General features: G+C 46.5%; 9 protein-coding genes. 6 read left to right on the top strand and 3 right to left on the bottom strand.

Annotated features, from left to right (window positions below; translation table 11 throughout):
• Positions 1-94: 94 nt before the first annotated feature.
• Positions 95-1267 carry a pyridoxal phosphate-dependent aminotransferase gene (locus K8R76_03550; protein ID MCD4847248.1) on the bottom strand — a complete coding sequence of 391 codons (1173 nt, stop codon included), beginning with the start codon at positions 1265-1267 and terminating at the stop codon, positions 95-97.
• A gap of 87 nt (positions 1268-1354) precedes the next feature.
• Here K8R76_03550 and K8R76_03545 point away from each other — a divergent pair, with 87 nt between their 5' ends.
• The 5 genes from K8R76_03545 (at position 1355) to K8R76_03525 (ending at position 5505) form a co-directional block, all read left to right on the top strand.
• Positions 1355-2431 (top strand): glycosyltransferase family 4 protein, encoded by a 1077-nt coding sequence (locus K8R76_03545; GenBank protein ID MCD4847247.1) that lies wholly within the window; start codon positions 1355-1357, stop codon positions 2429-2431.
• Positions 2432-2452: 21 nt separating this feature from the next.
• Entirely contained in the window at positions 2453-3280 is an 828-nt protein-coding gene (locus K8R76_03540) for a DUF3108 domain-containing protein (protein ID MCD4847246.1), read from the top strand.
• A gap of 5 nt (positions 3281-3285) precedes the next feature.
• Positions 3286-4188, top strand: a complete 903-nt coding sequence (locus K8R76_03535) for a ribonuclease HIII (protein MCD4847245.1) — start codon at positions 3286-3288, stop codon at positions 4186-4188.
• Positions 4189-4322: 134 nt separating this feature from the next.
• On the top strand, positions 4323-5069 hold the full coding sequence (locus tag K8R76_03530) for a hypothetical protein (GenBank protein MCD4847244.1): 747 nt from the start codon (positions 4323-4325) through the stop codon (positions 5067-5069).
• 130 nt (positions 5070-5199) lie between these two features.
• The gene (locus tag K8R76_03525; protein MCD4847243.1) at positions 5200-5505 is read left to right on the top strand and encodes a hypothetical protein; all 306 of its coding nucleotides are present in this window, start codon (positions 5200-5202) and stop codon (positions 5503-5505) included.
• Positions 5506-5551: 46 nt separating this feature from the next.
• Here K8R76_03525 and K8R76_03520 read toward each other — a convergent pair whose 3' ends face one another.
• Positions 5552-7918 carry a PD-(D/E)XK nuclease family protein gene (locus K8R76_03520; GenBank protein MCD4847242.1) on the bottom strand — a complete coding sequence of 789 codons (2367 nt, stop codon included), beginning with the start codon at positions 7916-7918 and terminating at the stop codon, positions 5552-5554.
• A 55-nt stretch (positions 7919-7973) separates the two neighbouring features.
• Positions 7974-10412, bottom strand: a complete 2439-nt coding sequence (locus K8R76_03515) for a T9SS type A sorting domain-containing protein (protein MCD4847241.1) — start codon at positions 10410-10412, stop codon at positions 7974-7976.
• 374 nt (positions 10413-10786) lie between these two features.
• On the opposite strand from K8R76_03515, the gene K8R76_03510 reads away from it, so the two are divergent.
• Positions 10787-12972: molybdopterin-dependent oxidoreductase (locus tag K8R76_03510; GenBank protein ID MCD4847240.1), on the top strand; the 2186-nt coding region annotated here is incomplete at its 3' end.

The raw sequence follows: 12972 nt of genomic DNA, 5'->3' as shown, positions 1-12972 counted from the left end.
TAAGCCATATGTTATGAAAGAACTTCAAAAGATTATTCGAGAAGCTCTTGAGGGCAAATCGCAGTGAAGTTCCGGGGAGATTTCCAGGCAAGGATTATTCGGGAAAGGTGACTCCTGACAGAATTTCCATTGCCGGTTCCAGTTCTTCGTCTGATAGGCAACCGAAACTGATCCTCAAGTGTCCTTCTCCAGACGGTCCGAATGCCGAGCCTGGAATGGTACCTAAGCCATACTCATCCAGAATGTGCATGGCAGCTTCCTGTGAAGTCATTCCGCTTTCATATGAGGCAAGCGTGAAGAAGGCTCCGCCCGCTTCCCTCCATGAAAGGAATCTATTCCCGCTTAAAGCTTCCCTGCAGAGTACAAGTCTGCGTTTTACACCTTCAGACATTTTCAATATCCAGTCTTCTTCCATAAGTGCTGTTTCAAGCAGGAACTGTGAAGGAGAAGGTGGACATATAACCACGGAATCCTGGACCTTGAGCGCCTGCTTCAGTAGATCAGCAGCACCGAATAAATATCCAATTCTCCATCCCGGCATACCGAGGCTCTTTGAAAAACTGCCGATAGTCATCACATGTCGTGGACGCTTTTCCTGCCAGGGATGCCATTTATCGCCAGTGAACACAAACCGTTCATAAGTTTCATCGAGGATCAGGAACGTACCTGAATTCTCGGTCATTTCCACTATCCTCTTCATATTACTGTCACAGATAACTTTTCCGGTGGGATTACCGGGATTGACGAGGGCAAGAGCGGAAACCTTCTGGAGGACTCTATCGAGTTCATCCATAGGTATTTTCCAATCATCATCTTCCTCGATCATTGGAATTGTATAAAGATCAAGATCACTGAATTTGATAGCAAATACATGATCGAAATAGTACGGTTCCAGAACTGCAACAGTATCTCCCGCCGATGTTGCGGTCAGAAGAGCACTTAGAAACGCCTGGCTTGCTCCGCATGTTAGATGCAGTTCGCCTGCTGGATCCAGATCGATTGATCTTCGCTTTCTGAAATCCTCGGTTACCGCAGACCTTGCCGATGGGTAGCCAGGATCCGGGCTGTACCTGTGAAGAGATGGATCATTCAAGTTATCAGCCAGTTTTTCAAGAGAAGGAACCGGAGGTGGGTACCATGGTACAGCCTGAGCCATGCTGTAGATCACATTTCCCTCTGATCGCAGATGCGCTATCCTGCGCATTATTGCGGATATAGGCGGCATTTTGATAGAAGTCATTCTATCCGATGGAAGGAAACGGTTCATCTGTATCTCTTTCCTATGGTATATTGCAGCATTGACAGATTCAATTATACCAGGGTATCCATGAAGAAAAAACCAGGGGAGGTTTTCTTGAGAGTTCTGGTAACTGTTAACTGCTATGGAGTTGATGCTTCTGCTGCTGGCGGCATTGCTCTGGCCAGAATGATGAATGAACTCGGTCACACAGTACTTCTTCAGGCTGCACCTGGTGGTCCGGTTGAGAAAACCGCGGGTGAGCAGGGACTTGATGTCTCAGGTCTTTGTCTTCAGAAATCAGCAATAGTCACAGGCTTATTGCCTTTTAAAAAGCTCGTTAAGAAATTTGTTCCTGACGTTATCTGTACCACAAGAGCTGATGGCCAGACTGCATGTGCCCTTGCAGCCAGTGATATTCCTCTGGTCAGAATAAGATGTGACATCAGAAAGCCGCGTACTGGTAGACTCTGGAGAATCATTGACAGCAGAACTGATCTGGTGGTTTTTCCATCCCGTTTCATGGTTGAAAGAGGGTATGCAGGAGAACGGGAGGGAGCAATTACAGTTATTTCTCATCCTGTCGATACCGAAATGTTTTCAACTGTGAAACATATGGAAACGCTTCCCCGCCAGCTAATCTCAATTGGAAGATTAAGCCCCATGAAAGGCCATAGAACACTGATTCGTGCACTTGCACTGCTGCCTGAGGATGTATGCGCTACTATTATAGGGCCTCCATCTCAGCAATCTCCGGAAGAACTGCTTGCTTTCGCCGGAGATCTGGGTGTGCGGAACAGGTTGAACCTGCCTGGAAGGATAGACAATATCCGGGAAATCCTCTCAAATGGTGGTATTGGTGTTGTAACCAGCCTTGGAAGTGAAGTAGTATCACGAGCTGGAATGGAAATAATGAGCACTGGTCTGCCGCTGCTTGCCGCAGCGACAAACGGTCTTCTTGATCTGGTTAATGATGGTGAAACCGGGCTTTTTCATTCTCCGGGTAATCACAGACAGCTTGCCGCACAGGCTGGTTTCCTGCTTGATAATCCCGATATGGCACTGAGGATGGGCAGAAGAGCCAGGAACACATGTGTATCCGGATTCAGCTATCCGGTTATTGGAAAAATATGGGAGAAAGCCCTGCAGACACTTTCCGGGAAGGAACATCTTTCCGATCTGCGGGTACCTTAATTAAAAAGGAAGCGAGCATATATGACAGTAATATTTCTTATTCTAAGCCTTCTTCTTACTGATTCTGATTCGACTGAAGTTGTCTCAATCGATGAATATCTTCCCAGGTATGTGGAAAATGGAGCTTTCGGTCCGGGAGAAAGGCTTGAATTCAGTGTAGAATATGGCATACTCAAAGCTGGAACTGCAGTTCTGGCTGTAACAGGCCCAGAGCAGTACAATGGATTACTGGCTTATAGAATATCCGCGACAGCTCAATCCAATCCTGCGTTCAGCACTTTCTTCGAAGTTAATGATTTAAATGAGGCTTATCTTGATATTGTCCAATTCCATACATTGAGATTTTATAAGAACCTTCATGAAGGGGATTTCAGATATCAGGAAGAAGTCCTGTTCGATCAGGATGCTGGAATGGTCTACTACCCTGAAGAAACAGATTCCTCACTTATGGAAATGGAAATTCCGGCCCATGCGCTTGACGTTCTGAGCTGCCTCTACTTCGTGCGAACTCTTCCGCTCGAAGTTGGAAACACATACTATATAGACAGCCATATCGATAACGACAATTATCCTTTAAAAATAGTCGTGTATGAGCATGATCATATCAGGGTTCCTGCCGGTGAGTTCGACTGCATCATGGTTCAGCCTGAACTTCGCTCGCAGGGAATATTTGATCAGCAGGGGGAAATCTGGGTATGGCTAACTGATGATGAACGTCATATGCCTGTACTCATGCGAAGCGCTATTGTTATTGGAGAAATCGTATGTGTTCTCGAGGATTACACCATTGGGACTCCAATTGAGGTAGAAAATCCTGGTTTTTCCGTATATTCTCCGGAGATTGAGTAACCTCTTTGAGCGAATTGATAAAACTGGTTGATAACGGGGTCAGAATTCTTCGAAAAAACGGGATACGATTGGAAAGTCGAAAGGATCTGGTCAATGGAATCCAGATCAGGTTTGCCGATGGTTCTGGCAGCTGCGGATTCAACTTCTATTATTCAAAGAAAAATGGGTTTACGGTAATTCCAGCCGGTGGTGACATAGTTCTCATTAAGAGAATTGAGGATCTGCTATTAAATGATGAAACCCAGCAAGCGGATGAAACATGGATAGGTACCGATGAGGCTGGAAAAGGTGATTACATGGGACCGCTGACAGTAGCGGCGGTGTATGCTGATGCCGATCTTGCAGCTGACTTAAAGAAGATTGGTGTTACTGATTCAAAAAAACTCAGTGATAAAGTTATAAGGAAATACGCTGGAGAAATACGTAGTATTGCACCGAAAATCTCAACTGTTATCTCAGTAAATCCGACCGAATACAACAGAAGATTCATTCAACTGAAAGTATCCGGAAAGAACAGTCTTGATCTCCTGGCTGAATGCCACGCGGAAGCGATATCCCGCCTGTTGAAGCATGTTCGGAAGCCAACAAGAATTATTATCGATAAATTCTGTCCTGAAAAGAGAATCAGGTATCTGCTACCCTCTGGCGATTACAAACTGGACCTTCGTATAGGGGGAGAATCCGATACGGCAGTCGCAGCTGCCTCAATTCTTGCGAGAGATGCGTATCTTAATGGTCTGGAAGTAATTGCGGATCGATATAAGATCAGAGCTATTCCAGGTGCCGGGAAGGAAACTGACTCAGTCTGCAGAGAATTCGTTAAGAAGTACGGATCAGATGTTCTGGACAGTATAGCGAAGGTGCATTTTAGAAATACAATGAAGATCAACTCGCTTTTTCCTGATTGAGCAAATACCACAGTTCTATATTCATGTACTGCATTCATTCACTGAGCGAATGAACCACTGGTAATTCATTAATGCAGATAGTATTGTTTCTTATTGTGATGCATGATGTATCATATAAGCAGGAGGAGGCTGCTATGAGGGGTGTATTAATTGTTACTCTCATTTTTTCTGTTCTGGCTGCCGCTGGTGAAGTCAACGTTTTGTCAAGTTTCAGCAGTCCTGATCAGTACACGAACGGGCTTGCCTGGGACGGAACGAACCTCTGGCTTCTTGGCGGATTCTACGATGGTTTCTATGAAATTACAACCGGTGGAGTAATATTAAGCCAGTTCAAGCCCAGTGAACCGGGCGGTAAGAACGGATGCGGCGCAACTTTCGATGGGACAAACTTATGGGGAATGTTCCTTCTTAGTACCGGATCTCCTGGAGACGTATATGAATACACTACTTCCGGTACGTATGTTTCTACTTTCACCTGTCCGGGCACATACGATATCGGGCTGACCTGGGACGGAAGTAACCTGTGGATGTCATGCCGTGGTAATCAGACGATCTACGAGATAAGTACAGGTGGTTCAGTTCTGAGTTCTTTCGCGGTTCCGTATTCAGGACTTGGAGATATGGCGTATGATGGAACCAACCTATATTTCACCACCGGAAACAACAGAACTATTGTTGAAGTAACAACGAACGGTACTGTTGTCGATACTTATGATCTGAGTGGGATATCAGGCAGTATCAATGCGATGGCTCTTGTGTATGACGGGAATAACTTCTGGGTATCAGACCAGACATCTGATATCATTTATGAGGTGGAACTGGCTACTGTGGCCCTGGATCAGTTTACTTTCGGGCATATCAAGACCCTTTTCCTGGAGTAGATCGGCGAGCCTGATTTTCTTCTTGACATTAACTTGAACGTGTCTTATTTGTTACCCTTGTGTATGAAGCGGGGGGTCTTTAACATTAACAACTCTAGAAAAATCTATTTGAAAACTGAAAGGAGCTAATATGAGATATTTCATTACAGGAATTCTTATGGCTTTCCTTCTTGTTCTTGCAGCTGGCTGTGGTGAAACGCCTGCTGATGACGCAACCGAAACTCCTGAAGCAACCGAAGAAACCACTGAAGTAGTAGAGGAAACCCCTGAAGTAGTAGAAGAAACCACTGAAGAAGGTTTAGAAGAGGCTGAAGAAGGCCTTGAAGAAGCTGTAGAAGAAGTTGAAGAAGCTGTAGAAGAAGTTGAAGAAGCTGTAGAAGAAGTTATTGAAGACGCCGGGGAAGTTATTGAAGGTGTCGAAGGAATAACTGAGTAAGCTTTATCTATTCAGAGAGAGATGGCGATGCATTGCATCGCCATCTTCATTTCAAGAACTTTATTATATCATCCAATCCGTTGGATAACAGTTGTATTGATCCATTACTGAACCAGTGTTCAGGTAGAAGACCTATGTAGGGATACCTGGTGAATCTCTTCCCAATAAGAATAATCGTCCTTCGCTGTTCTTCATTTCTGATGAGTCTTCCAGCTGCCTGAATTACTCTCACAATGCCCGGAATTGCCCATGTATGAAGAAAACCATTTCTATTTCGGATTGAATAGCTTTCGGAAAGCAGTTTCAGACGAAGGTTCATTCCCGGAAGTGATGGTCCCACAATTACAGCTCCTCTGATGGTTTCTGATCGCAGATCAATTCCCTCGGCGAAAATCCCACCCGAGACCGTAAGGACAAGATGGGAACCTGATTCTATTTGAGAGATGAAGGATGTTCTCTCTTCACGGTTCATTCCGGGAGTCTGGATCAGAAGTGGCAAGGAGCTTTCATCAAGAAATCCTCTGATCAGATCCATATATACATAAGATGGGAAGAAGACGAGCCATGTTCCGGGTATGCTTGAATAGATATTCCTCAATTTCTCAGCGAGAAGTGTTACTGACAACGTTCTGCTTTTATATCTTGTATCTATGCTCGGATCAATCCAGACACCGAGATTCTCTTCCGGAAACGGGTAAGAGATGCTTCTATTTCTGGTTTCCGGTTCTTGAGGGAATCCAAGCAAATCCCTGAAATGGTTAAATGGCGTGAGTGTCGCGGAGAACGCAATGGAACTGTGGCAGGCCTGAAGTCTTTCATTCAGGAATTCGGAAGGATCTGTGCAGAACCATTGCAGAACTCTGTCATTATTTTTCGCACGGAAGAGCAGATGAAACCTGCTGTCATAGGAGTCAGATATTTTCGAGAAATCCAGGATCGATCTGAACATCAGTCTGAGTTCTTCTGGAGCGTCTCTCAGCTCAATGAAATGATTCATCCATTGTTCAATATGCAGTTCGAGTTGTGTATCCGGCGGGAGTTCATATTCCTGTCCATTATTCTCGTTCAGAAGATTATTAAATTCCCGGAATTTTTCTTCCCAGGGGTCAAGCAGTTTCCTTCTGTACTGCGGACATTCATGGTCATCAAGAAGTAGTTCAACCCAGGATAGCCTTATTTCAGGGGAATAGTAATCCCTTGCTCTGGACGGCAGGTTTGCCGCTTCATCGATCAGGAGAGAGCATGAAGCTGAAGTGGATTTCTCCAGAAAGAATCGCTTGAGATAGACATGCGGATCAAAAACGTAGTTGTAATCACATGTTACAACATCACATCTTGTTGAAATAATCAGTTGCAGTTCAAACGGGCAGACACCAGCGCTCTCAGCCATTTCCACCAGACTGTCCGGACCTATTACCTTCCGGTTCAGGAGATTTCGTATCACACCTGATTCTCTCACTTTTTTTCCGAATTCTGAGGCAAAAGGGCAATCATCAGGCAGGCAGGATGATCTTCCTCTCAGGCATACTTTCTCTCTTGCCGTTATGAATACTGCTCGAAGCGGAAGCCCCCCGCTGATGATCAGCCTGAGAGTTTCATCAACAATTTGCTTGTGAGTGTTTTTTGCAGTCAGAAAGAACAGTGTTAATCTTCGCGGGAGTATTTCCTGAAGAGCTCCGAACAGAACTGCAGCTGTTTTTCCGGTGCCCGTCGGAGCTTGAATCATCAGGCAGGCCTGATCGGTTATAGCTGTTTTTACATCATCGATAATTTCCTGCTGACCGGACCGGAGGGAACCGTAGGGGAAACTGAAATTTTCAAGAGCGGAAACCTGTTTCCTCTTTTGAGCGTCCTCTTCATTCAGATAATCAGCAATATTCTCGAGATGTTTGAGCCAGGCTTCTTCAACCCTCATTCCAAACACATCTAACGGGAAATCATATCTCTCTGGCGTTTTAGTTTTTATTACAAGGTAGACAAGACTGGCCTGAATTGATTCCGGGGATATATGTCGCTCACCGGCAAGCGCTTTTGCATAGAAACATAGCTGCAGCACATGTCTGATCCTACTGTCAGCAGGATCTTCAAAATCCGGCTGAAAAGGAATCGTTTTCACTTCGAGAACAGTGAAATTCCCATCCGATTCAAGTAGCAGATCCAGTCTGCCTCTTATATGGAAATTTATCCCATGGATTTTCAGTTTCAGTTCAACAGGAATTTCCTTTTTCCAGCCCTTTTTTTCCATCTTCTTCTGAAATGCAAAATGAGCCTTCTGTCTTCTACGAACATTCAGCGGGTGTTCGGGCGGAACCAGAGTATCGGGGAACCTTATAAGATCTATCAGGTTTCCGATACCAGTGGTGAGCGTTCTTGAAACGGGATCATAGCCGGTAATCATGTGTTTAGTATACAAAAAATATCCCGCCCCGGAGAGTCCGGAGCGGGATCATTATCAGCTATGAAGAAAACTACTTAATAAGAACAATCTTGAGAGTTCCGGTATTTCCGTCTCCCGTAACATATCTTGCGAGATAGATACCCGCCGGAGCAAGATTATCACCGAAGCATCCATTCCAGACGATTTCATGGGCTCCAGCTGCAAGTTCATCATTGTGAATGGTTTCAACCGTACGACCGGACAGGTCGTATATGGTTAACTCAAAGTTTTCTGCAATGTCAAGTGAAACAGGGAAAAGAATCATGCCGGTACTCGGATTTGGGAATGGGGTGCCTACGCTGATCTCGACAGCTCCTTTCTGTTCTGCAATTCCGACACCGTTGATTAGACCATATTCCGGCAGAGCGTTATGAGCGGTAACCATCCAGTCCAGCTGTGTTGCTGTGATAAGTGGTTCGAAGGTGAGTGTCACCTGCCCGTATGAGTTGGTAAGACCGGTTGCATAAAGGCTTTCATCCTCTTTACGAAGACAGACAAGCGCTCCTTCGGTTGCTCCCTCATCAGGCATCGAGACTATAAATACTGTTTCGGTAGAACCTTCAGGTAGAGTCAGCGGCGCATCAACGCTGAGTGGAACCGGTACCTTTGTTCTCATGTCCATCGTGGGATCACCAAAGACAAGGAACAGATCCCATTCATCCTCGGCATAAGATTCCCAGCTGCCGTAGGGATTGAACGGGGCGGAAACCTGCATCTCCAGTTTTCCATCCGTCATCATCTGTCCCGCGAGGTAACCTCCGGAAGAACTCGTATAAATGTATGGAGGTGAAACGAAATCATCGTTGAAACTTGCGTGACAGCCGTAAATCATGTAATCGTTGAAGTAGCTGTAAGATGCTCCACAGGCAGCGACAACCATTACTGCCCCGTTTTCAATTCTTGCCAGACACTCGGCAAAACATGTTTCATTATAGAATTTCCCGGTACTGCAATTGAAACTGAAGACCGTTGGAGTATTGTCCCCGTTTGTAAGGCTTGAGAAATCCGATATCTGGAATGAAGGAGTACTCCATCCTGTAACAGAGCCGTGTGACCTGTGCTGTACCATAAATACACCATTATTGAATACATCTATAACACCCGATGTTGATCCGGTGTAAGATATTTCAGCGGGTATTTCCTGTCCAGCAGACGGAAGATCATTACGGTAATAATACGGCGGAGAAACAGAGGTGTCTTTCAGATACATGCGGTGAGCTGTTTTTCCGAAAATGTCTTCGTAGGTATCATGAACAGCTTCGCATGTAAAAAGGAACCATCTGTTCGCGGTATTATCACCACCGGTTTCAAGTGCTCCTGCACATAATACGTTGTTCCAGAAATCCAGATTCATTACCGGATTGAACTGCCATCTAAGCTGCTTCTCCTGTACATTCGGATAGTAATCCGTCGGCGTGGCAAACCTGCCGTGGAAAATATCCGCCATGTAATCGTGACCATCTACACAGGCGTAGCGATTATCACTCCAGATACCTGTAGGAGCGTAGTATGCAGTGAGTTCCGGCCCGTCTCCGATTGTAAGAATAAACGAGGGAGGAAGCTCCCATGTATCGTATGCGGTTTTTATATAGTCCGCGATCTCGGCATAGGTCCAGGAGCCTGCTGAGACAACCGCAGGAAGATAACCCTGTTCGAACTTCGCTGTAACGAAATCTTCAATCATCGTTTCTACGAAATCATCACCCGCCATAATAAGAAGATCCGCGCCGTCTAAATCCATTGCCTCTTCGCGTGTGCGAGCATAAACAGGACCGCTTGATTGTATATACGTTGTACGGTCAGGTTCACCGAGAATATCAGCGTTTATCAGAGACTGGTTGAAAGTAGGTTCAAAGAAGCGTGAGTAAAGTCTTCTGTCAACGGTAACTGTTCCTCCGAATTCAATCCTGACGCGGAGTTCAACACATACGGTGAGCAAAGCTGTTTCAGCGTCCCAGGTTACCGGGTTTATCACAAATCGACCCATCGTAATGCCTCGAAGAATGCCATCAACATTATACTGCACAATCTCTGAAGGATAGATTCCTGTTTCATATGCGGACGGAATGTATGTGAAAGGGGCTGATGCTATAGCATTCTCAGGCAGTATCGGCTGCATAGGAAAAGGTATGATCTTCCCCAGGCTGACTGTTCTCATCGATTCAACAGTGCACGTAATAGATGGATTAGATGGAAGCGCAGCGAGGAATGAGATTTTCGGAAACTGCGGATAGCCGGGTTCCAGAGCTGTAATGGTAGCTCCCGGAATACTGAGGTATGAAAAATCAACACCATTCTCAGGAGAAGGAGTTATATTGATTCCCGGAATGGTAATATCAATTATCATACCGGACGGAGTTGATTCCACACAGGAGAGTGTGGCATGATCAATGCCGTCAATTCCGAAATCGACCCATTCCGCGAACATTGTTCCGCAGAGAATCAGAAGAATAAAAGTAAGAGTTTTCATATTTTAGTTCCGTTTCATATTGAGAGTAAACAACAACATTCCTGAAATCCAGAATCCAGTAAGATATAATAATTTGATACATATTGTTATATAGGATTTACACATCAATGTCCATATGGTGATCAGAATTTGATTTTCATGCCAGCTTGCTTCTCTATCAGAGATGCAGGTTAGACCAGATCATCGATCCAGATGCAGAAGGAACACCGAAAGGGATAATCAATACTATTCACTGAAGCACATATCAGACATATTCCATCAGATAATATAAAGGGAGTATAAGTATTTTACGGACTGTACGAACCATTTGCACAACTCCTCCGGGCTGTCACAACGGCTGCGGAATAATAGCTCTGATCGACGATGGAAGAGTCGTGGAGATCCGTGGGGATCCGTCGAACCCTTTCAACGGCGGGTCTCTTTGCCCCAGAGGGGCGGCACTCCCGGAAACTGTGTATCATCCTGACAGACAGCTGCACCCTCTGATAAAAACCAGAGCAGGCTGGAGAAGAGCATCCTGGGAAGAAGCTCTCGGAATGGCAGGGGATGCATTTCTTGAAGCGAGAGAAAAGCATGGTCCTTCCAGCGTAATTTTCTGTAAAGGCACAGGGAGGGATATCGGCCCCTGGCTATCCCGTCTTGCCTATGGCTTTGGAAGCTCCGAATACTACGCTCTGGGACCCGGTAGCGGCAGCGCCTGCCTGATGCCCAGAATGAGTATTACTAACGCTGTTTTCGGAGGTTTCATGGTTGCCGACTGTTCGCAGTATTTTCCACAGAGGTACAATGATTCCAGGTGGCGCCTTCCGGAGTGCATTCTGGTCTGGGGCTCAAATCCTGTGGACACCAATCCCGACGGCTTTCTGGGACAGTGGATAGTTCAGTGTCTGAAACTGGGCTCAAGGATGGTTGTGGTGGATCCCAGAGAGACCTGGATGGCAAGAAGAGCCGACGTGCATCTTTCGATAGACCCTGGATCGGATGCTGCTCTTGCCATGGGTTTTCTTCATGTGCTCTTCAAAGAGGATATGGTGAAGACCTTCTTCACCGAAAGATGGGTGAACGGGGCGGATGAGGTGTGGAAACAGGTGAGAACTTTTTCTCCCGAAAGGACTTCTGCTGAATGCGGAGTTCCTGTTGAGGATATCTTCAATGCCGCAATGCTTTACGGCCAATCAGAACCAGCTGCACTCCACTGGGGTGTCTCCGTGGATATGTCTCCGTCTGCCCTTGGAACTGCTCACGCCCTGACCTCGCTCGTTGTCCTTTCCGGAAACCTTGATATACCCGGCGGGAATGTCATTGTGACTGATCCGTTCGGAATAAGCAGAAGGGGAGTGGACAGTGATCTGGCGGGAGATCTTCAGAAAACGAAAACCGGTGTTTCGGAGTATCCCATGATCGGCAGTGGAGTACCCTATGCACTTGCGGATGTTCTGCTGGATGAGATTGAGAGAGGGCGCAGCATAGATTGCGCATGGTATCAGGGAACGGGGCTTACCGCAAACGGTTTTGCTGAACCGAAGCGGGTGGGAAAACTCCTGAGCAGAACAGGACTCTCCGTTATGGTTGACCTGTTCATGAGTCCTGCCGCAAATGAACTGGCGGATATCTTTCTTCCAGTATGTACCTGTCTGGAACGGTCGGGCATTAGGAACTGGTGGTATCAGCTCGCGGCTTTCGACAGGGTAATTGAACCTCTTGGGGAAAGCCGTTCGGATATGGAGGTTATTCTTTCCTTCGGCAGGATCGTGGCTGAGGAGCACTTCCCCTGGTCTGAGGTGACGGGGTGGTTTGATCACATCCTTCAACCCTCCGGATACACCTGGAGTGAGCTGTGCCGGAAAGGGTGGCTCATGCCGGGAACTGAATACAGTAAGCATCTCTTAAGGGGCAGGTTTAATACACCCACAGGAAAAATAGAACTGCAGCCCGGACTGATGGAAAAGTCTGGATTGCTTCCTGCTCCCTGGTATGTTCCTCCACCCACATCAGATCCTTTAATGGAATATCCTATGAAGCTCACCACAGGAGCCAGAAGCCCTCTCTATTTCCATGGAGAGCACAGGAATGTGGTTAACCTGAGGGAACTCGAACCCCTTCCGACGGTGGAGATCCATCCGGACGATCTTCCGTCACCTGAAATTCATTCAGGGGACTGGGTGCTTCTTGAGTCACCCTGGGGAAGCTGCAGAAGGGTGGTTGTTTCTTCTCCGCTCATAAAAAAAGGAGTCATATCTGCTGCCCACGGCTGGAACGGCCCGGGGTTGAATGTGAATGACCTGCTGACTTCCGGAATGCAGGGAAGAGGGGGGCTCGGATATCCGTTCCGGTGTTTGCCCTGCCGGGTCACCGGACCTGTTGATGCCCCTGAGGAATACGGGAATATTCCGGAAAGCAGAGTAGATGAATCAGAAATCATTGAAGATGTGCGAACCATATGGTGTACAGGCTGCCGAGCCTGCGCAGTGGCCTGCGTGACTCATACCGGTATTCACGGTTTGGTGGTCCGTTTGAAGGACGGCGAATGGACTCCGGGATTCACATCCGCCTGCCTCAG

The sequence above is a fragment of the Candidatus Aegiribacteria sp. genome (genome assembly GCA_021108435.1).
In the GTDB taxonomy this organism is placed as follows: domain Bacteria; phylum Fermentibacterota; class Fermentibacteria; order Fermentibacterales; family JCC-6; genus Aegiribacteria.
The sequence above is the reverse complement of the archived record's forward strand: the minus strand, read 5'-3'. Positions and strand labels throughout refer to the sequence as shown.

What these genes read in the sequence shown, in the direction of transcription:
- K8R76_03550 (MCD4847248.1), bottom strand. Translation starts at nt 1,267, where the DNA reads ATGAACCGTTTCCTTCCATCGGATAGAATGACTTCTATCAAAATGCCG.
- K8R76_03540 (MCD4847246.1), top strand. Translation starts at nt 2,453, where the DNA reads ATGACAGTAATATTTCTTATTCTAAGCCTTCTTCTTACTGATTCTGAT.
- K8R76_03515 (MCD4847241.1), bottom strand. Translation starts at nt 10,412, where the DNA reads ATGAAAACTCTTACTTTTATTCTTCTGATTCTCTGCGGAACAATGTTC.
- K8R76_03525 (MCD4847243.1), top strand. Translation starts at nt 5,200, where the DNA reads ATGAGATATTTCATTACAGGAATTCTTATGGCTTTCCTTCTTGTTCTT.
- K8R76_03530 (MCD4847244.1), top strand. Translation starts at nt 4,323, where the DNA reads ATGAGGGGTGTATTAATTGTTACTCTCATTTTTTCTGTTCTGGCTGCC.